Genomic DNA, 17,280 nt, shown 5'->3' with positions numbered 1-17,280 from the left:
TGTGATGCCCAGCCAGGTTGTCCAATCTGGTGATGGGCGCTTTCTGCCCGACTGCTGAGTGGGGCCGGTGGTGGTTGTATTCGTGGATCCATGATGGCAGCGCTGCGAGTCGTGCTGATTCGGAGTTGTAGAACTTCTTGAAAGCCCAGCCCTCGGCCAGTGTGCGGTGGAAGCGTTCGATCTTGCCGTTGGTCTGGGGCCGGTAGGGCCGGGTCTTCTTCGGAGTGATGCCTAGCTCGGCGCAGGTCTGGGCCCAGAGCGTGGATCGGTAGCAGCTGCCGTTGTCGGTCAGCACTCGTTGAACGGTGACGCCGCGTTCGGCGAACCACGCGGCAGCGTTGCGCAGCACGGCCGCGGCGGTTTCCTTGGTCTCGTCGTCGTGGGCCTCGACGTAGGCGACTCGGGAGTAGTCATCGATCACGGTGTGCAGGTAGCAGGTCCCGATCAGCGGGTTGCCGTGCTTGTTGCGCGATCCGCCGGTGCGGACGGTGGTTGCCGACCGGTTCCGGTCGCCTTGCTGCTTGCCGACGTAACGCCAGCCGCCGCCGTCAGGGACTTTCCCGAGCTTCTTGACGTCGGCATGGATCATGTCGCCCGGTTTCTCGTGCTCGTAGCGACGGATCGGCTCACCGGTGGCCCGGTCGACATGGGTGAGTCGGTTGACCCGGCAGCGGACCAGCACCGCGTGCACGGTCGAGGACGGCATGCCGAGCCGGTCGCCGATCTCGACCGGACCCAGTCGTTGCTTCCAGCGCAGGTGCACGATCTTGCGGACCACCGGTTGTGGTGTCCGGTTCGGCTGATGGTGCGGAGCCGAAGACCGGTCAACCATGCCAGCCGGCCCCTCAGCACGGTAGCGGTCGGCCCACTTCTTCGCGGTCTTCCACGACACGTCATATCGCTCGGCCGCGCGTGGAATCGGCCAATCCTGGTCGACGATCAGACGCGCCAACCGAAGGCGGGCACGTGGCGTCAGGGCAGCGTTGGAATGGGTAGCGTGGGACATGAAGACCTCCTGGTCGTGAAGCGGTTTCTCAACAGCTCCACTCCACACCGGGAGGTCTTCACCCGTCTACAGATCAGATCGAGACGTCACACGATCTCGACCAACGTGCCTGGGCATCACAGCTAGTCCAGGGAGTGGTGGGGCCCATTCGGGCGGGATTGCAGCACCAAGTACCACTGTTGTAATTCAGTTCAATTCATTCCCACCAGTCACACCAGTCACGTAGNGGGTCGATGGGTGGGGTGTCAGGTGTGAGAGGGGTGTGGGCACCCTGTCCGACCTGCCACCGCGTAGTCGCAGCGTGGGCACTCAGGCCCGTGGTAGATGGTGCGGTCGATGTCGCAGTGACCAAGCGTCCAGTGCCTCGGATCGATCGGCTTGAGGCAGGCGGGTCGCCAGCATCGGATGGTGTCGCCTGCGTCTAGCCTGCGTTGCCATCGTGCGCGTAGTCGTTGGTGGTCGGCACCATAGCCACGTTCAGTGCTGGTGCCTCGTGCCTTGTCTCGTGCTCGCTCGTGTGGTGTGCAGCGTGTGACACCAGGGTTGAGCAGGGTAGGGCAACCAGACTCAAGGCAGGGATGCTTAGCCATGGTCAACGAGTGAGCGCCGTCGTGCCTGTTCGTCCAGCAGATCGTCGACCACCGTGTGAAGCACGGCCCGACGTTCAGCACTGGCGACGTGGAACTGTGCGCCGATGGTGTCGAGTCGGTGTGTGATCTCGGCGTCGGTCATTGATCCGGGTGGCTGCATGACACACCTCCGAACTATGACGCCTTGAGGTTCCTCTGCTTGTGTTGGCCGCGGTGTTCGTAGCGTGCACGGTCAGGCTCACCGAATTGACTGATGACATCCTTGATGTGCTGCCGTAGTTCGGGGGTGTCGAGGAACCATTCGCGGCCAGCTGCCTTGCTGCCTGCGAACTTGGCGTGCATCTCTGACTCGAGCTGCTTGGTGCCAGGGTGGATGGCGAGGATGGGTGAATCTGGCGGGTAGTCGCGCATCCTGCTCTTGAGATCCTTGGAGTAGCCGATCTTGATGCGGTCGTTGATGAGGATGTAGTAGATCCATCCAGGTGCTTGCCGACGTCGCTCGCGTTCCTTCTCGCCGAGTACCTGCTCATGGAGTTGCTTACGGACGCGACGCTCGCGGATCGCGGTGCGCATCTCGTCGGCTTTGATCTTTTCGGCTGTGCGGTCCCAGTAGTCGATGACGGCGAATGAGCAGCGCAAGCAGATGCCCAACCCTTTGCCGTCGAGGATGAGGGACGGCTGAATACATAGCGGCATCTGGCAAAGAGTGAGCTCGGCTCGCTTGGTGGCTGCATCTTGCATGTGGCGGCGTTGGCGTCGGCGCTGCTCGGACATGTCAGGCCGAGGCGGTAGCGGCTGGACGAAGGGGCGGCCTTTGAAGTTGGGCGGTGCTGGGTCTTCGCCTGCCTCGACGGCCTGTAGATATGCCTCGAACTCGGGGGAGAACTTCGTCACGGTTGCCGCCTTTCCCCTGTAATTCTAGGGGCGGCGGGTGACAGAAACTCGGAGATTCGATCCGCGCCCTGTGCGCGGGAACGCCGAAACAACCGGATCGTCTGCAAGTCCATTGAACCACAACCTCTATTCAGGTTCATGCTGATCGCTTGAGTTTCTTAAGGCGAGCCTTCAGTGCGCGGTCTTGGCGGTCGAGGTCGAGCTTGTAGACGACGGGCCACCAGACCATGACACGGCGGGTCTTGATGTCACACACGGCCCGCGTCTGGAGCCGGTCCATCCATGACCAGAACGTGCGCCTGTCGGCATCAATCGAGGACTTGGCCAGATCCACAGAGATGAACTTCTCCATGGTCCCAGTCGTCCTGAAGTTCTTGGATCTCGCCGCCTCGTACTGACTCGGTGTGTAGCGGTCGCCGCAGCCTGGGCACTTGTACTCATCCCATCGAGCCTGCGCCCCGTAGATCTTGATCAGCCGCGGCTTGGCGTCGCACTTCTCCTGGGTGCAGTTGACCCGCGTTCGCTCGGCTCTGAGTCCCACGATGAGAACGTTCTCCATCGCGCGCTTGACCCCTTCGAGATCCTCGAGCATCTGGTCGATCGCCAGCCACTCCATGTCGCCATGCTCGTCCGTTCGCAGGCACCAGTCGATGCTGCCCTTGAGGTAGTCCACGCACCGGCTGATAGTGGGCTTGAGGTCGGTCGGCTGGTCTCGCTCCTCACGGATGATCTCGGTCCATGACGCCATGACGTAGAGCGGGTGATGGTCGTCCTCGGCGCGCTGGTCGGGTGCATAGTCGATGTCTTCCCACACCACACCCTCATCCCAGCGCATAGACTCGAGCTGCTCGTAGGTCTGCTCCCAGCGCGACGGGGTTGATGCCGGCGCCATCATGTCGAGTGGGCGACCGCCAGGGAAAATGCGGTCGCTATGCCTAGCCCTTGCTTCCCAATGCAACTCGAGGCACAGGTTCGGGATGTCGCGTAGGAGTCGGGCGAGCTCGACCCTGGTCTTGGCGATCCACTCAGCATTGCGACTCATGCGCATTCTCCCTCGTCAGGTCGGTTCGTCCGGTCGTAACATTCCGCTTCAGCCACCAGCAACCCACCCAGCTTCCGTGCGTCGTCAGCGGTGAGCATGAGTGGTGGCACGGGTTGGCTGTGGTCGGCGATGGTGACGCGGGGTGTCATGGCTGGTCCTCGGGTGCTGGTCCGGTCTCGTCGTCGAGGCGGTCTGTGATGTCGGCGACCCACCAGACGTGTTCGCCGTCGTCGGTCTGGATGCAGACCATGGGGCGTTCGGAGTAGGCGATGATCGTCCCGACACAGCGCGTCTCGTTGCGGGAGGCGTAGCGCGCCCTCACTCGCTGCTGCTGGTCGAGGTCGTCAGTGGTTGGCCTCATCACTTGCTCCGTCCGTCATCGTCGGGTCGGAACCCAACGTCGTAGCTGGCTTGCGGGATGTGGTGGGTGCCGACGAGGTCCACGGTCAGGTCGTCATCGGGTGCGGGCTCGTCGCCGAATGTGAGCGTGATGGCGAGCCGGACTCTCATGCCTGGTCCGGTCGTGGGAAGTCGCGGGCCTTGAGTTTCGCCATGCGCCCGTCAGGGTGATGCCAGACGATGCCCTCCCAACCCCATGAGCGGATCGTGCGGAAGACGAATTCCATGTCGCCTAGGTCAGGGCTGACGCTCTCGAAGAGGTTGACCTTCGCGGCTCGGTCGTGCGAGATCAGGGCGTGCCTGTCGAAGCCTTCGGGGTTGCCGTTGATCTTCGGGCCGCAGAGTTCGTAGGTGCCGTAGGGATGGTCGGCGTGTTTGCCCTCAATGGCCTCACGCCAGAACTTGACGAACGACGATTGCTGAGCCGGTTCCCAGCCGACGATCTTGCCAGTCGCCTCATCGCGGTCAACTTCGATGAATCCGGGAGGCGGTGTCTTCCCGGGTTTGACCTCTCGGCGTGCCACCCAACCAATACCTTCGAGCTTTGCCATGCACGTGCCGTCGTACTTGCGGGTCGCCACACCTTCGCCAGTGATCACCCACTCGCAACCGGGTGTCACTTCGTCGGTCACGTATCGGCGGTCTTCTGCGTCCCTGACGAACAGGGTTGGGATCTTCTTCATGCGTTCTCCTCCATCGATCGGCCAACAAGTCGGAAGTCTGGAATAGCCCTGAGCGCCACAGAATCGCCGTCTCCCGCGTTTTCAGGCTTACGGCGGAGAACTTCACGCGTGTGATTTGCAGCAGCCTTCAATCCCCGTCGCGCCCGTTCCCCAACGTCGCCGTCACGTCGCATGCCCTTCTCGTCAGCAGCGCCAAGTGCGAAGGCGTCCAACTCAGAGTCGTCCCATCCGTCGTCGCGGGTCATGAGCGGGTGCCCAGGATTGCGTTCGTTAGCGCTTCCATTTGCGCGAGACGTCCGAAGTTGGGGCGCGTGTGCAGGTCGGGATATCCGAGCTGACCCTCAATCAGATACGCCTCAGCATCGAGCCAGTCAGCCAGTGCCAGCGCGACAGGTGGCGACATGAACAGGGCGCCGATGCCTAGAGCCCGAATCGCGTCTAGGTCATCCGGCGTGGGTTCTGGGTCATCGGCCACAGCGTTCCCCGCATTTCGAAGCATCTCCGCAGCCGCACGCAACCGCCCCACAGCATCCAGCGTGCGCCCATCGTCCGTGGTCATGATTCGAACCCCTCGACTCGCGGATGGATTTGCAGCAGGAACGAGCCGGTCGTGGACATCTCCCACTGCTGGAGCTGATAGCAGGTCGGCTCAGGGTCGTCGTCGCCGTGACACAGACGCACCTCGCAGATTGATGCGAGCCCCGTCGCAGGGTTCCGGCCACACCATCCGCACGTCTCGATGGACTCCGCGCGCCCATCGTCGGCCTGTGCGTCGGGACTGTTCGCGGCGGTCATGAGGTGGCGTCCGGGTCGACCAGTGGTGGCGCTTCATGGAGTCGAGTCAGTGCCGGAAGTTCGACCGACTCGCCTCGCCATGTCGCCCTTGCTTGCACGGCCCTGTCGAACGCCGCCAGCGAGTCCAGTAGGAAGTCGGCGAGGATGTGATCCGGTGAGCCAGATGGATTCTCGGCGCTCGCTCGGTTCAGCGCATGCTTGATTTCACTGCGGAGTTCGTTGTCGGGTCCGGTCTCGATCTCGTAACTGCTCATTCGCTTGTCTCCTGCGTTTCGGCCGGCGTCATGTCGGCGGGGGTTGGGGTTGGTTTGTCGGGGTTGTGTTCGTCGCAGACCGGGATCGGCAACACGAAGGTGTCCGGGCGATACAAGGTCGTCGCTGGCTCGTTGCACCACTGGCTGAAGTACGCGAAGTGGGCCACGATCGCCTGACACGCGCGGCCTTCGAGTGACTCACTCACAACTCCTCCCCACCTTCAACGTGCGCGGTGTCGACGGTTGCCGGGGCGCGTGGTTCGTACTCGTCACGGATTGCGTCGAGGGCGTCGGCGATGGCAAGTAGCGCGTACACCTGGGCTTCAGCGATCCGGTCAGCACGGTTCCTGCGTCGTGGTGACTTCGGGATTGTTGCGAGGCTTAGTGTGTTCAGGGCCGAGTGTGCGTTGGTCATGCGTTCTCCTTCGTTGCGTGGTTGGCGATGACGTCCGCTGGGTCGCGAACTTCGCGTTTGACCTCGGCTTCTCGTGCGGCGGTGAGTTTCTTCTCGGCTTCGATGCGTGCGGCTTCGAGTGCGGCCCGTTGTTCGTCGGTGGGTAGCGCGGACTTGCGCGGGTCCAGCGGGTTCTCGTAGTGATGCCCGCCGTACTGATTCGGCTCTCCATGCAGTGGCCAATGCTCGCCGCAGATGACGCAGTAACCGGGTCGAGCTTGGCGATACTGCGGACCCTTGGGGTTGGCTGCTGAGACCGCTGCCCACCATGTGCCGTTCTCGTGCACGCGTCCTGGCTGCTTGGTGGTCGAGTCAACGGCGCAGGCTGTGAGGGCGATGAGTGCGTCGGCGTATGGCCTGCGAATCATCCGGTCGTCTCCGAGCACTTTCATCAGCAGCCCGGTTGACCATTCAGGACGCAGCAGATTGACCACGGCTGCGATGCGTTGTGCCTCTGTCTTGTTCATCCTTTGCCTGCCCCTGCCGTTGCGAGGCTGGCCCTATCACCTAAGTGACGGTGCAGGGGCAGGTGATAGATGCAATAGACAGACTTAGGTAAAGACCCTCTGACACTGACATTGGCTATGACACTGACATTGCTATCGCATAGGCATCGTTTTGCTAATGCGTTTGCTATAGCACTTGCTATGGGGTTTGCTATCGGTTTGCTATGCACTTCGCTCCTCCTTGCAGTGTTCGCATTCGGGGTCGAAGCGTCGTCTCGCGACGTGCCAGCGGGTGTGTGATCCGAGCGTCCCGGACGTTGTTCTGGTGCTTCTGAGTTGGCTGATTTCGTCCTTGGATCGCTGGTGTTGCAGGTAATCTCGGACCTCATAGCCCTTGCCGCTCTTGAACACGAGTGGCTTCTCAGGGTCGGAGTCCAGGAGTTCGCGGACGACCTTGGTTGAGCCGAGTCGGCGCATCTGTGCGTCGCTGATGTAGCCGTTGGATTCGGTTCGGGAGCAGAAGCAAATAGCTTCGATGTAGAGACGAAAAGCTGCGTCGGAAAGGTCGGCAACTTTGCGATTTTCTGGCAGCCCGTGGTCGATTCGGACGTGTGGGCGGGAGTCGAATTTCTCGGGCCGGATGGATGGCAACTCACGACACCTCCCTGGTGAGTCGATCGAGTACCGCCATTGAGGTCGGCGTCAATGGTCCCCGCACACCCATGCGGACCTCGGCGACCACCTCTGCGGCCACAAGGCGCAGCAGTTCGGCTTCGTCGGGGCGTTCCTTGCATCGGGAGTGGACTCTCGGCGTTCCATCCATGCGCAGGGTCAACTCGCGCCCGCACCACTCACACGGGCTATGGCCGCGTTCGCAGGCGGTGTACCACTGGCTATATCCGCGAGGCTCGCTCGGGTTGCTGTAGCCAGTGCGATGGCAGACGTTACACATCCACTTTGGTCCCGTCCACGAGTAGCCGTATGAGCGTCCGTCATGGACTTTCGTAAAGTCACTCATGCGGCCACCGACTTACGCGCGTCGAGGATCTGCCACACGCGATGTCGGTTGGCCCATCGCTGTTGGTCCCATTCCCACTGGCGAGCGTTCTTGACGGCCCATGTCAGGCAGTCGTCACAGGCGCCTTCGATGAGCAGCGCACCGCAGTAGCAGTGGGAAGGTGCGGGCGCGAATTCGAGCTCGGGCTGGTCGGGTACGAATCGCTTAACGAGGCCACCGAGCCACTGTCCGGGAGGGAGTTCAGCTTCCCTGTTGCTGCACTCGTAGTTCTGTCTATAATCGCGGCTAGTCATTGCTACTCCTGGTCTGTTCAGGGGCGGTTGTGATAGGCCCGGTTGAGGTGTTTGCGCACTCTCGGTCGGGCCGTTTCACGTCTTGAGTTGTCCCTGTCAGTCTACTTGAAATTGCAGGCCAAAGCGCGCCTTCATCGAACGTCTGAGCGACCAAATCCCGCACCCATCGCCGTACATGTGTGGCCGGGTCGTAGCGCCATTGCCCACCTGTGAGCTCGAGGTTGTTCGCGGCATTGGTGGCGCATCGTCGGCAAAGTTGGCCGACGCATCCCTTCTTGCCGCATGTTGTGCAGGTCATGTGGTGGTCTCCTGTGCGACTGTTTCGGCGGCGTGCGTGTGATGGCAGTGGTGTTCGCATCGTGGCCATGTGCAGTGGTGGCACAGGTTGTCGATGCAGTGGCCGGAGCGCATCAACCCCACGACGTACAGCACGCCATCGACAGCAACGACAGGCATCCCGCCGCATGTGATCCCGGTGTCGTGAACGTGACGCTTGAGGACTCTGCCGGTGTGTGAGATGACGGTGACCGGGCGGGAGGTGGTGTCGGTGTCGGTGAGGATCGTGACGTTGCGGCGGGTCATGAGGTACTCCTGAATGGCGAGACTTGGAATATCGCGTCGGCATCAAAGCCCGACCCGATCAACGCGTCAGTGGCGTTCGCTGCGTGCCCGATCCATGAGTCGCAACCGTCCTCGGTCCCGTCATCGGCTAGCACGAGCCATGTGCGCGCGGTCATAGCCAGCCCTCCGCGCGATGTTGACGGACCCACGGCGGCTCGTAGTCTCGGATTTCGTCTCGCTGCTGCTGGGTGTATCCGACCGGTCGACGGCACACCTCGCACGAACCCGACGCGCAGCATTCGTACTCACTCATTCCCCGCTCACCCCCGTAGCGACCACAGCATCAGCGGCCCACAGTGAGTCGTGTCGTCGTTTCGCTGTCTTCGCGTCGTCGTAGTCCGTTGTCCAGTCATGCAACGGGCCGCACGTTTCGCATGTGGTTCTGTGGAGTCTGAATGCGCCTGCGTTGTTGGGGAGGATGCGGGTCGCGTGGTTAGACATCGGGGGTCACCGCCTTGATGGCGTCGAACACGGCCAACACGGTGGATCGGTCGAGATCCTTGGCGCGCTCACTCAGGTCGGCATACGGGACCATCTGCTCCTCGCCCCACTCGCTCGGACGTGACGTCACACCCTGCTCGCGTTTCGTCTTCATCCACGCCTCATGAACCTTGGCGGCGACTACCTCCACACTCGGCAACGCCTCAGCACGCGCCTCGGCCCTCACGCGCTCAAGGGCTGCATCCGGGTCTACGAGGGCTGTGCGGATGTCGCGTGTGGTGACCTGCGCGGACCAAACGGCGTGACCCTGCTTGAGTTCGGCCGCCTCACACACCGCCGCCACTGCCGCAACCTTCGCCGCGTCCGACTGTTCGAACACCTCGGACTCATGCGCGGACTGCTGGATCTGGCGCTGGGTTTCGATGTCGCGGTCGGTCTCGTGGTTGCTCATGAGGTTGCCTCGGGAATCGCGAGCCATTCACACTTCCGGTGCCGCAGGGGTTCAGTCCAAGCAGCGCCCTTTGACTCGACCTCGGAGAAGGTCGTCGCCGTGAAGGTCCGCAGCCGTTCGGTGTGCTTCCCACAGACCTCGCACTTCCCCTTGCGGAAGAACTGACCACTGACCTTGTCGACACTCGGACGCCCGCTCATGCCACACCGCCCACGATCGAGTCGGCGTTCGACTTCAGCTCGGGGGATTCGTCCCATTGCGAGTTCAGGGCGGGATCGTCAGGAGTCACGGCGTCAGGTGCTGGCGTGTGTGCGTCGGGATCTTCCTTGCGCGCGATGTACACACGGTCTGCACCGTCGATCTGCAACGACCGGAAGAACTTGTCGAGATCGAAGTTCGCGGGATCTTTCGGCGCGAAGCCGCCAGGGGGCACGTCGAATGCAACGGTGCGCACACCGTTGATGTACGGCTCCCGCGGCTGCTTCCACGTGATGATCGCATCGACCTCGTAGGCGAGATTCTTCTCTGCGTCGACCTTCCATTCCTTGTCGGTGGTCGGCTTGCCGTTGCGCATCACCGTGACCTCGTTGTAGCGGGCGGTGAAGATGACCGGGCCGGCGTTCTTACGCGCCGCGTCGATGACCTTGCGCCAACGCTTCTTCGCGCTGTTCCACTGATCCATCGTGATGGTGTTCTTGTTGCGATCTCTGGCGATCGAGTCCTGCTCATCGGACAGCAGCCCCCAGAGCTCGGTCATGGAGTCGATGACGAGGGCGTGCGGCTTACCGTTTGGTCTCGGTTCCGCAACGGCCCACTCGACGGCAGCGAGGATGTCGGCCCACGAGCCGTCGTGCTCGACGATCTCGTAGCGTGCGCCGGGGATGGCGCCGTACTGATCCGCTGATCCCTCGCCGACCTCGATGTAGAACGTGCGGTCGATCAGGTCGGAGCCGCTGAACACGGAAGCCGTGAACGACTTGCCACACTTCTGCTGTCCGGCCAGAAGAACGAGAGGCCACGATGCCTTGCCGGTGGGCTTACGGGTGCGTCTGTTGCTCATGAGACTTCCTCCAAGTGGTCGTTGATCATCAGGTAGTAGGGGAGCGGTTCGATTGCTTCGATCTCGTCGGACTGGTCGTCCTCGCCGGGCCATTCGCCGGACTCTGCGCATCGGGCGAAGACACGGATGGCCGCGCGCATCTTGGACCGACCGACGTTGATCCAGTCCTCGTGCGCCAACTGAACGACGCGCACCTCATGGGGTGGGTCGGTCTCTACGAAGATCAGTTGCATCGGTCTCGGTTCGACGCCCAGCGCCAGACGCACCAACGTGCGGTACGTCTCGGCCTGGATGTCGTAGCCGAAGTCCTCGATGGTGCGCTGGATCTTGTAGCGTCGGACGTCGCCGGTCGACTTGAGGTCGATGGGGATGTGCGAGTCGGTGAGTCGGTCGAGGCGCCCGCGCAACTGGACGCCCGTCTCTTCGTCGGTGGCGAACAGGCTCAGTTCGGTTCGGCCGGGAAGCTCGAGGAGGTTGCGCGCCTTGACGTTGCGCAGGACAGCCTCGGCGATGCGGTCGACCTTCTCGACCGTCTCCGCCTTGAGTGGGACGAGCCCCTTGGCCCGAGCCTTCTCGATGAAGTCACGTGCAGCGTTGGTGCCTGTGGTGCCCGACTTGGACAGGACGTTCTCAGGGATGGCAATGACGCCGGCGCCGACTCCGTGCACCTTGGCGTGGACCGCATGGCCTAGATCGAACACGGCCTTCTCGACACGGTTGTCGATCATCTGCCGGTAGTGCAGCGGGGATCGCAGGAGCCACTTCATGCCGGTCGCCGACAGCGCTGGATGGGCGTGATACTCGGCTTCGTCCATGTTGTCGAGGACGGCAGTATCGGCGCTCACTTCGCCACCTCCTCGGGCATGCATTCGCGGCAAAGGTGGATGTCGTCGATGTCGTGCAGCACGTTCGAGTCGGCAACACATTCGAGCGGCGGGCAGATCCAGTAGCCGCGCTCAGACAGGACCGGATGCACCCACGACTTGTTGCGCGGGTCCAATCTGTGGTCCGCGATGTCGAAATGCTGCGGGCAGGGACGTGAATCAGTGACCCGGCATCCGGCCTTGAGAACGCGGGGTGCATCGGGGGCGGTGGGATCGTTGGCGGTCATGCGGACACGTCCAATCGGTCAGCACGGATGCCAGTGGTGTTCACGCAGGAGGTGACAGTGCCGCCCTGTTGGATCCATAGACGGATCAGTTCGTGGCTCTCGTCCCGGTTCAGCACGACCGAGCGGTCACCCTTCATGCGTCGCTCGATCGCCACGTAGTCGATGTCCAGACCAGCGTCGACGAGTTCAACCGGCACGTCGCCGCACGTCTCACATTCGTGACCGTGATCGTGGTACGAGTGGCAGTGCGGGCACCGGGCAACGTCCAGCCGGTCGACCACCGACGAGTCGGTATTGCGCTTCGGCCCCGGCTTCAACCGGGGGAGAGCGACATCTTCGTCACGTTGAGTCGCAGCCGCTTCCCTCAGTTCCTCAAGCTCGGCGAGGGCCTTAGCCTTGTGATCCTCGAGCAGCGCGTTGAACTCGTCCGCATGACGCTTGACCAAGTCGGCGTATGCCCGGTTGCGGGCTCGCTTGTAGATGACTCGGTTCTCGGTTGGCGGGCGCTTGTTGTTGCAGGTTCGGCAGTGAGCCATCCGCCCGTTGACGCCGGATCGCAGTTCGTAGTACTCGTCGATCGGCTGCGTCTTGTCGCACTTGCTGCACGTGCGCTCTGTCTCCCCACTCATGACCGGTCCCGAAGGTTGAAGAACATCGCCAGCAGGATCAGCGCCAACAGTGCGAGGAGGATGCCAGCGTCGACTGGTGTGAGGTTCGACATCGTGTGCGCGCTCATGAGGCTCTCCGTCGCAGGAGGGCGTCACGGTCATCGCTGTAGTGCTGGTCCCTGCCTGTGGTCCATTCGCGGCGGTAGGTGTCTGCTGCTGCTGTGGATCGGAACCACCAGAGCGGGAGTGCCCAGAGTGCGACGGTGAGCGCGAGGGCGACGATGGTGTAGGCGATGAGTTCGATCATGAGGTGGCCTCGGGGTCAGGGCATGTGCACCGCGTGTCCGGCGTGGTCACACAGTTGGCCTGGTGATACCGGTCGACCTCGTTGGCCTCGGTCGCAGGATCAGTGGACGACAGGGCGGCGCGGAGGTCGTCGCGGTATGCCTCGCACTCGTCGCAGATGCAGGCCCGATCGGCTAACGCCAGAGCCTTCGTCAACACCGCCTTGAGCCGGTCCCGCTCGTCCTGCACCCGCTCGACCAACGGGATGAAGTCAGCGATCCACTCCCGCTCCTTCTGTAGTTCACCGCCGAGATCAGCCATCAGTCCAGCGAGGCGGGGTGGCACTTCGATCACGGCCTTCCGCAACCGTTCGACCTCGGCCTGCAACTGGTGGTTCTGGTCGATCGTCCAGTTGAGTTTGTCGCTGACTTTCGCGGCACCGTCGGTTGCCGAGACCGCTGGCACGATCTGGCGCTCATCCGGCTCGGGCAGTCCGGCACAATGCGAGCCGGGCTTGTTTCCGCCAGGACCGAACAGGGTGTGAGGGCCGTGAGGTCGATTGCGAGAGGCGCAGTCTGGGTTCGGTCCACTCATCGCGCTGTCCCCCAAGCCACATGCGCGCCCACTGGACGGTTCGGATGCACGCGAACGCACCGGATGATCCACGCAGCAGACTCACTGATGTGCCGGTCGAACTCGCTGCCGAACTCCTCCACGTGACGAGCTTTCGCGCGTCGGGGGATGTAGTCGGCGAGTTGTGCAGCCCGGATGATGTCATCAATCGCGCCGTACTGGCGTGCGTGGGATGCCTCAGATGCTGTTGACGGGGAGGTGGGGGTGATCATGCGCGGGCCTCGTTGCTCACGAAGTTGCAGCCGTAGCCGTCAACGCCCGCGTACTGCCACTCCCGCTTACAGGAGATGGTCAGGACGTCGCCTACCTTGACGGAGGCGCAGCGGGTGTCGTCGCAGCCGTATGCCTGTCCGTCGATCTCGACGACGAAGCGCTGATTGATCGACGACTTGCCTGTCGACAAGATGCGCGAGTTGACGTCGGTCACGTCACCACTGACGGTGCGCCACTGGTGGTACTCAGCGCTGTATGGGTAGAAGCCCCATGCCGCGATGATCGTGACCACGATCGCGATGCCGAGCGATGCCCAGGACGCGATGATTGGGAGGCCCTTGTCGTAGGTGTCCACGCGCTCGTTCAACTTCCGCAACCAGACGGCTGCGATCAGAAGACCGACGATGGACACGATGAAGACCGGTAGGCCGATGAGTGTCCCGAGGGACCATGACTCTTGCATTAGACTTGCTCCTTAGTTGGGAGCCGGGTCGATTGGTGCGATCCGGCTTCTGCATTTGGTTGGTGGAGGTATTCCCGACACCGCCTGGAGGAGTTGCCGTCCGCTCGGGAGTGACGTGACGGACGGCCCAGACGATGCCGGCGCTAGGGGGAGGCTTCTCGACAGATCGCTTCGGCCTCGGCGACCGGATCGAAGTCAGAGAAGACGGGGACGATGAAGCATCGGCAGTACGCTGGGGGATGGCGCTCGTAGTAGCCCTCGGGAGGCATCACGCCACCCCGCGATACGTCAGCACTCGATGACCATGCGATTCGGATTCGTCACCGCACGCACCCACTCAGGAATGTCATTCGCGCTGAACGTGTCGCATGTGCGGGCCAGTCGTTCGATCTGTTCCCGCAGCAACGTGTTCTCGTCGAAACCATCTGCCGCGTCGAGGTGACCGAACGCCTTGTCACACTCAGCTTCGGCCTCAGCGATTGCGGCCATGAGGTCGGTCTGCGCGTAGGTGTCGGCGGTCATCAGTACCAGTCCTTGCCGTCAGCCTTGATGAGCCGACCGGGCGTCGGGAGGTAGAACAGGTCGCGTGTCAGGAACTCGTCATCGCGTCCGTCATAGCCGCCCTCGAACCAGTTGAAGCCTTGGCTGTAGATCTCGATCCAGATCGTCCTGGCGTCGGTCTCAGGGTCGTCGGCGAGATGCCAGTCGCACCCGGCTTTGAGCAACGCCCACGCCTGACCGATCTTCACTTGCGACCGCTGTGAGTCACGGTCACTCCAGTCACTCTCAGGAACGATCGCCTTCTCGCAGATCGCGATGAGGTCTTCACGGGTGTAGTCCGTCTTGACGCCACTCATCCCTCGCCACCAACCTCGACGACGGCCGCATTCCGAACAGCCTCACCATCAGTTGCAGCCTCGACAATGCGCGCCGACTGTGCCTGTGTCGCGAACTCACGGAACGCTGCGAACGACTCAGCGGCATAGTTGCGGGTCATCGGGGATCACCTGCTGCATCGACGGCTGCGAGGAACTTGCCCACGATGCTGTTGGGGTCGAGGTAGTCCCAGCGCCCGACAGACTCACGGAACTCATCGAGCACTGACGTCGGGACGGCGGTCGCGGGGGTGAAGGCTGCGACCCACTCCCTGTCGACGATGTGCCCCGTTGCCTCTGCTCGGTCCTTGCCGAAGGACGACTTCAGTGACCACTGCGCGAGGGCTGTGCGCGTGGGGAACGATCCAGCAGGCGGAGTGATGGTCACCCAACCCAGCGTCGGCTTGTCGGGCAGATCGACGGGCTGGGGACGATCTAAGAGGTAGTAGTCGCCCGTGAATGGATGCTCACCATCAGATTGCGCGACCCACTCGGATGCGGTCCCGACCCGGTTCGTCGACTCCCACCGGATCAGGTCACCCTTGCGAATGTCCTTCGGCTCGATCGGCGGCCTCACAACACACCGCCACGGACACTTGCGACCGCGTCATCGGCGACCATGCACACGGACAGGAGCGCATCGAAGGCGGTGACGATGGCGGCTGCGAGGAGGTCTGTGAGGGCGTTCATCGGTGACTCCTGATCGCGTCGATGATGCACTGGCCGGCTGCGACGATGAGCAACCAAGCGATGATGGCGAAGGCTGCGAGCTGGGCGGTCATGATGCACGCCTAGCTGCGGCCATCGCGTCCAGCGCCTCGTCCATGCTTCCCAGCGGGTACGTTGTCGCTGCGTCGGCGACTGGAAGGCCGCGGAGTACAGCCAGCAGGGCCAGCGCCGACAGTTCGTGGACCAGCACTGCGTCGTCCTGGTAGCGCAGGTAGTCGCGAACCTCGGGGCAGTCGATGAACCACTCGCACATGACGTGCTTGCGGCCGAGTGCCATGTGTGCGGCGCGCTCAGCTGCATGGTCGCCCGGGAACCATCCGATCAAGTCGGCGTGCGCGCCGCGTTCGATGTCGGCGGGACGGTACTGGGCCTTGCCTGTCGTCAGACTTGCCGCACGCCCAACCGGATCCTTGGAGTAGCCGACCTTCATGTACAGGCCGACACTGGCGAAGTAGACACTCATGACGTCTCACCGCGCAGCCACGCATCGAGCGCGTCCCGGTGGATCCGCCAGCGGCCGTTCTTCATCCGCTGCGTACCGACGAGCTCGCCCGATCTGAGAGCGGCGGCGATGGTGTCGGGGTGATACCCCGTGTACTCCGCGGCCTGCTCGGTGTTGTGCCAGATGCGTGTGTTGAGGTCGATGGTCATGCGTTCGCCCCTTGCTTGTGTCGCATTGTGTCAGCGACTTGCGACATTCGAGGCTCGAAGAGGAAACCGCTAGGGCAGCCAAGCGCTTCCTCGATTGCGCCGGCAGTGGCGAGTGAGCATGAATCGCGGCGCTTGGCTACGAGGTGGCCGACGACGCCGGGCTTCAGTCCTGCACGACGGGCGAGTTCGTAGCCGGTCCCGATCTTTCGGAACTGCATGTACTCGATGAGTGCGCGGTGGCTCTTGAGCTTCACCGTCAACCTCCATTGATCTGGTTGCATCTCTTCGCCTCACTGTAAGGATCTGTGTCGCTTGTCGCAACGACTTACGACTAGTGTGCACACGTTCCTGCACTTTGGCAAGACCAATTTGTAAGGAAGTGTGAGGGAATTGAGCGGTTACGACGGTGTAGTTTGTGCATAGTCACGCACGAAGACGTTTGCCAATGCACGCCATCCAGCGGGAGATTTGTAGGCATGACAGCGCTATCCGAACTTCTTCTCGACTCCAAGGTCGCAACCGCAAGGGCTGTGGAGCGCATCGAGAAGAGTGAAGAGCACTCGATGAACAAAGGAACGATTTACCGGTACATCGACGGGGATCATCCAGAGCGACCCAAGGAGAAGTATCTCCAAGCTCTGGCCTACGGATTCGAACTGCCCATCACACGGGTTCGACAGGCGGCTTCTGCGGCACCGGGAGAACTCGGACCGTGGACGCCGCCACTCGAGGCTGGCCGCCTCTCAAAGCCGGTACGAAATGCGCTCGATGCACTCATCATCACTCTCGCGAAAGAAGGTCCAGGCAATGGCGCACCGCCAGCTAAGAAGACGATGAAGCGGGGCCACTCGGTCCAGCCACGCAAGCGGGCATCTAAGAAGCCCTAGCCGGCCAGTCGGGGATCCCGCTCGTCCAATACTTGATTCATGCAGTCCATCCGGTCCTCGCAAGACATCATCGGATCGAGTAGCACGATCGTCTCAATCGAGGTGTCGACCACGACACCCTCGCCCCCCAGACCCGGTACATCAATGACCCGGACACACCTATCGCTGCGCTTACGCATCCCCTAGATTCGCTTTCCCCGATCGCCTGTGATGATGCCCCGCAGCGGGCGATGCACTGCGGGCAAGTCGAACCCTTGTTCGACATTTTAGATCGCCGTTCTGACACAACGGGCCTCCGAGAGCTGCCACGGCGACACTCCCAAAAACGACCGTAACCCGCGAGATGTTCGATCGTTGCGAAAGTCATCGTTTCCGCCG

The 17,280-nt window shown here is 62.4% G+C and carries 27 protein-coding genes; 1 reads left to right on the top strand and 26 read right to left on the bottom strand.

Annotated features, from left to right (window positions below; genetic code table 11):
• The 26 genes from BOSE46_RS14185 to BOSE46_RS14050 form a co-directional block, all read right to left on the bottom strand.
• Positions 1-1,006: IS481 family transposase (locus tag BOSE46_RS14185; RefSeq protein WP_159540855.1), on the bottom strand; the 1,006-nt coding region annotated here is incomplete at its 3' end.
• 764 nt (positions 1,007-1,770) lie between these two features.
• The gene (locus BOSE46_RS14175; protein WP_159540853.1) at positions 1,771-2,490 is read right to left on the bottom strand and encodes a GIY-YIG nuclease family protein; all 720 of its coding nucleotides are present in this window, start codon (positions 2,488-2,490) and stop codon (positions 1,771-1,773) included.
• A 136-nt stretch (positions 2,491-2,626) separates the two neighbouring features.
• The gene (locus BOSE46_RS14170; RefSeq protein ID WP_159540852.1) at positions 2,627-3,532 is read right to left on the bottom strand and encodes a hypothetical protein; all 906 of its coding nucleotides are present in this window, start codon (positions 3,530-3,532) and stop codon (positions 2,627-2,629) included.
• 145 nt (positions 3,533-3,677) lie between these two features.
• Positions 3,678-3,893, bottom strand: coding sequence for a hypothetical protein (locus tag BOSE46_RS14165; RefSeq protein WP_159540851.1), 216 nt, complete (start codon positions 3,891-3,893; stop codon positions 3,678-3,680).
• Positions 3,893-4,042 (bottom strand): hypothetical protein, encoded by a 150-nt coding sequence (locus tag BOSE46_RS14160; RefSeq protein WP_159540850.1) that lies wholly within the window; start codon positions 4,040-4,042, stop codon positions 3,893-3,895. The genes BOSE46_RS14165 and BOSE46_RS14160 overlap by 1 nt, the downstream gene beginning before the upstream one ends.
• Positions 4,039-4,614 (bottom strand): hypothetical protein, encoded by a 576-nt coding sequence (locus tag BOSE46_RS14155; RefSeq protein WP_159540849.1) that lies wholly within the window; start codon positions 4,612-4,614, stop codon positions 4,039-4,041. Before BOSE46_RS14155 ends, BOSE46_RS14160 begins: the two co-directional genes overlap by 4 nt.
• Positions 4,615-4,855: 241 nt before the next feature.
• Positions 4,856-5,173: a hypothetical protein gene (locus BOSE46_RS14150; protein ID WP_159540848.1), complete on the bottom strand. Its 318-nt coding sequence runs from the start codon at positions 5,171-5,173 to the stop codon at positions 4,856-4,858.
• A gap of 232 nt (positions 5,174-5,405) precedes the next feature.
• Positions 5,406-5,663: a hypothetical protein gene (locus BOSE46_RS14145; RefSeq protein WP_159540847.1), complete on the bottom strand. Its 258-nt coding sequence runs from the start codon at positions 5,661-5,663 to the stop codon at positions 5,406-5,408.
• Positions 5,660-5,869 carry a hypothetical protein gene (locus BOSE46_RS14140; protein WP_159540846.1) on the bottom strand — a complete coding sequence of 70 codons (210 nt, stop codon included), beginning with the start codon at positions 5,867-5,869 and terminating at the stop codon, positions 5,660-5,662. Before BOSE46_RS14140 ends, BOSE46_RS14145 begins: the two co-directional genes overlap by 4 nt.
• Positions 5,866-6,078, bottom strand: coding sequence for a hypothetical protein (locus tag BOSE46_RS14135; RefSeq protein ID WP_159540845.1), 213 nt, complete (start codon positions 6,076-6,078; stop codon positions 5,866-5,868). Before BOSE46_RS14135 ends, BOSE46_RS14140 begins: the two co-directional genes overlap by 4 nt.
• Positions 6,075-6,584, bottom strand: a complete 510-nt coding sequence (locus BOSE46_RS14130; RefSeq protein WP_159540844.1) for a hypothetical protein — start codon at positions 6,582-6,584, stop codon at positions 6,075-6,077. The genes BOSE46_RS14135 and BOSE46_RS14130 overlap by 4 nt, the downstream gene beginning before the upstream one ends.
• A 1,584-nt stretch (positions 6,585-8,168) precedes the next feature.
• Positions 8,169-8,456, bottom strand: a complete 288-nt coding sequence (locus BOSE46_RS14120; RefSeq protein ID WP_159540842.1) for a hypothetical protein — start codon at positions 8,454-8,456, stop codon at positions 8,169-8,171.
• 472 nt (positions 8,457-8,928) lie between these two features.
• Positions 8,929-9,387 carry a RyR domain-containing protein gene (locus tag BOSE46_RS14115; protein WP_159540841.1) on the bottom strand — a complete coding sequence of 153 codons (459 nt, stop codon included), beginning with the start codon at positions 9,385-9,387 and terminating at the stop codon, positions 8,929-8,931.
• A gap of 196 nt (positions 9,388-9,583) precedes the next feature.
• Positions 9,584-10,447 (bottom strand): AAA family ATPase, encoded by an 864-nt coding sequence (locus BOSE46_RS14110; RefSeq protein WP_159540840.1) that lies wholly within the window; start codon positions 10,445-10,447, stop codon positions 9,584-9,586.
• Positions 10,444-11,292 (bottom strand): PD-(D/E)XK nuclease-like domain-containing protein, encoded by an 849-nt coding sequence (locus BOSE46_RS14105; RefSeq protein ID WP_159540839.1) that lies wholly within the window; start codon positions 11,290-11,292, stop codon positions 10,444-10,446. Before BOSE46_RS14105 ends, BOSE46_RS14110 begins: the two co-directional genes overlap by 4 nt.
• Positions 11,289-11,558 carry a hypothetical protein gene (locus tag BOSE46_RS14100; protein WP_159540838.1) on the bottom strand — a complete coding sequence of 90 codons (270 nt, stop codon included), beginning with the start codon at positions 11,556-11,558 and terminating at the stop codon, positions 11,289-11,291. The genes BOSE46_RS14105 and BOSE46_RS14100 overlap by 4 nt, the downstream gene beginning before the upstream one ends.
• A complete protein-coding gene (locus tag BOSE46_RS14095) occupies positions 11,555-12,187 on the bottom strand; it encodes a hypothetical protein (RefSeq protein ID WP_159540837.1) in 633 nt (210 codons plus the stop codon). Before BOSE46_RS14095 ends, BOSE46_RS14100 begins: the two co-directional genes overlap by 4 nt.
• Before the next feature lie 103 nt (positions 12,188-12,290).
• Positions 12,291-12,473: a hypothetical protein gene (locus tag BOSE46_RS14090; protein WP_159540836.1), complete on the bottom strand. Its 183-nt coding sequence runs from the start codon at positions 12,471-12,473 to the stop codon at positions 12,291-12,293.
• Positions 12,470-13,045 carry a hypothetical protein gene (locus BOSE46_RS14085; RefSeq protein ID WP_236551755.1) on the bottom strand — a complete coding sequence of 192 codons (576 nt, stop codon included), beginning with the start codon at positions 13,043-13,045 and terminating at the stop codon, positions 12,470-12,472. Before BOSE46_RS14085 ends, BOSE46_RS14090 begins: the two co-directional genes overlap by 4 nt.
• A gap of 247 nt (positions 13,046-13,292) precedes the next feature.
• A complete protein-coding gene (locus BOSE46_RS14080) occupies positions 13,293-13,652 on the bottom strand; it encodes a hypothetical protein (protein WP_159540834.1) in 360 nt (119 codons plus the stop codon).
• Between the two features lie 396 nt (positions 13,653-14,048).
• Complete coding sequence (locus BOSE46_RS14075) at positions 14,049-14,282, bottom strand: hypothetical protein (protein WP_159540833.1); 234 nt, start codon at positions 14,280-14,282, stop codon at positions 14,049-14,051.
• Positions 14,282-14,617 (bottom strand): hypothetical protein, encoded by a 336-nt coding sequence (locus BOSE46_RS14070; RefSeq protein ID WP_159540832.1) that lies wholly within the window; start codon positions 14,615-14,617, stop codon positions 14,282-14,284. Before BOSE46_RS14070 ends, BOSE46_RS14075 begins: the two co-directional genes overlap by 1 nt.
• Complete coding sequence (locus tag BOSE46_RS14065; protein WP_159540831.1) at positions 14,614-14,757, bottom strand: hypothetical protein; 144 nt, start codon at positions 14,755-14,757, stop codon at positions 14,614-14,616. Before BOSE46_RS14065 ends, BOSE46_RS14070 begins: the two co-directional genes overlap by 4 nt.
• Entirely contained in the window at positions 14,754-15,212 is a 459-nt protein-coding gene (locus tag BOSE46_RS14060) for a hypothetical protein (RefSeq protein WP_159540830.1), read from the bottom strand. The genes BOSE46_RS14065 and BOSE46_RS14060 overlap by 4 nt, the downstream gene beginning before the upstream one ends.
• Positions 15,213-15,413: 201 nt before the next feature.
• A complete protein-coding gene (locus BOSE46_RS14055; protein ID WP_159540829.1) occupies positions 15,414-15,827 on the bottom strand; it encodes a GIY-YIG nuclease family protein in 414 nt (137 codons plus the stop codon).
• Positions 15,824-16,015 (bottom strand): helix-turn-helix domain-containing protein, encoded by a 192-nt coding sequence (locus tag BOSE46_RS14050; protein WP_159540828.1) that lies wholly within the window; start codon positions 16,013-16,015, stop codon positions 15,824-15,826. Before BOSE46_RS14050 ends, BOSE46_RS14055 begins: the two co-directional genes overlap by 4 nt.
• A 476-nt stretch (positions 16,016-16,491) precedes the next feature.
• Between BOSE46_RS14050 and BOSE46_RS14040 the strand changes: the two genes are divergently transcribed.
• Positions 16,492-16,902, top strand: a complete 411-nt coding sequence (locus BOSE46_RS14040; protein WP_159540826.1) for a hypothetical protein — start codon at positions 16,492-16,494, stop codon at positions 16,900-16,902.
• Positions 16,903-17,280 lie beyond the last annotated feature (378 nt).

The organism is Aeromicrobium sp. 9AM, assembly GCF_902506105.1.
GTDB lineage: Bacteria > Actinomycetota > Actinomycetes > Propionibacteriales > Nocardioidaceae > Aeromicrobium.
Note: the sequence above shows the minus strand (reverse complement) of the source record. Positions and strands in the feature narration are given on the sequence as shown.

Coding starts and splice junctions, on each gene's coding strand:
- BOSE46_RS14170 (WP_159540852.1), bottom strand. CDS start 3,532: ATGAGTCGCAATGCTGAGTGGATCGCCAAGACCAGGGTCGAGCTCGCC.
- BOSE46_RS14165 (WP_159540851.1), bottom strand. CDS start 3,893: ATGAGGCCAACCACTGACGACCTCGACCAGCAGCAGCGAGTGAGGGCG.
- BOSE46_RS14160 (WP_159540850.1), bottom strand. CDS start 4,042: ATGAGAGTCCGGCTCGCCATCACGCTCACATTCGGCGACGAGCCCGCA.
- BOSE46_RS14155 (WP_159540849.1), bottom strand. CDS start 4,614: ATGAAGAAGATCCCAACCCTGTTCGTCAGGGACGCAGAAGACCGCCGA.
- BOSE46_RS14150 (WP_159540848.1), bottom strand. CDS start 5,173: ATGACCACGGACGATGGGCGCACGCTGGATGCTGTGGGGCGGTTGCGT.
- BOSE46_RS14145 (WP_159540847.1), bottom strand. CDS start 5,663: ATGAGCAGTTACGAGATCGAGACCGGACCCGACAACGAACTCCGCAGT.
- BOSE46_RS14135 (WP_159540845.1), bottom strand. CDS start 6,078: ATGACCAACGCACACTCGGCCCTGAACACACTAAGCCTCGCAACAATC.
- BOSE46_RS14130 (WP_159540844.1), bottom strand. CDS start 6,584: ATGAACAAGACAGAGGCACAACGCATCGCAGCCGTGGTCAATCTGCTG.
- BOSE46_RS14120 (WP_159540842.1), bottom strand. CDS start 8,456: ATGACCCGCCGCAACGTCACGATCCTCACCGACACCGACACCACCTCC.
- BOSE46_RS14115 (WP_159540841.1), bottom strand. CDS start 9,387: ATGAGCAACCACGAGACCGACCGCGACATCGAAACCCAGCGCCAGATC.
- BOSE46_RS14110 (WP_159540840.1), bottom strand. CDS start 10,447: ATGAGCAACAGACGCACCCGTAAGCCCACCGGCAAGGCATCGTGGCCT.
- BOSE46_RS14100 (WP_159540838.1), bottom strand. CDS start 11,558: ATGACCGCCAACGATCCCACCGCCCCCGATGCACCCCGCGTTCTCAAG.
- BOSE46_RS14095 (WP_159540837.1), bottom strand. CDS start 12,187: ATGAGTGGGGAGACAGAGCGCACGTGCAGCAAGTGCGACAAGACGCAG.
- BOSE46_RS14090 (WP_159540836.1), bottom strand. CDS start 12,473: ATGATCGAACTCATCGCCTACACCATCGTCGCCCTCGCGCTCACCGTC.
- BOSE46_RS14085 (WP_236551755.1), bottom strand. CDS start 13,045: ATGAGTGGACCGAACCCAGACTGCGCCTCTCGCAATCGACCTCACGGC.
- BOSE46_RS14075 (WP_159540833.1), bottom strand. CDS start 14,282: ATGACCGCCGACACCTACGCGCAGACCGACCTCATGGCCGCAATCGCT.
- BOSE46_RS14070 (WP_159540832.1), bottom strand. CDS start 14,617: ATGAGTGGCGTCAAGACGGACTACACCCGTGAAGACCTCATCGCGATC.
- BOSE46_RS14065 (WP_159540831.1), bottom strand. CDS start 14,757: ATGACCCGCAACTATGCCGCTGAGTCGTTCGCAGCGTTCCGTGAGTTC.
- BOSE46_RS14055 (WP_159540829.1), bottom strand. CDS start 15,827: ATGAGTGTCTACTTCGCCAGTGTCGGCCTGTACATGAAGGTCGGCTAC.
- BOSE46_RS14050 (WP_159540828.1), bottom strand. CDS start 16,015: ATGACCATCGACCTCAACACACGCATCTGGCACAACACCGAGCAGGCC.
- BOSE46_RS14040 (WP_159540826.1), top strand. CDS start 16,492: ATGACAGCGCTATCCGAACTTCTTCTCGACTCCAAGGTCGCAACCGCA.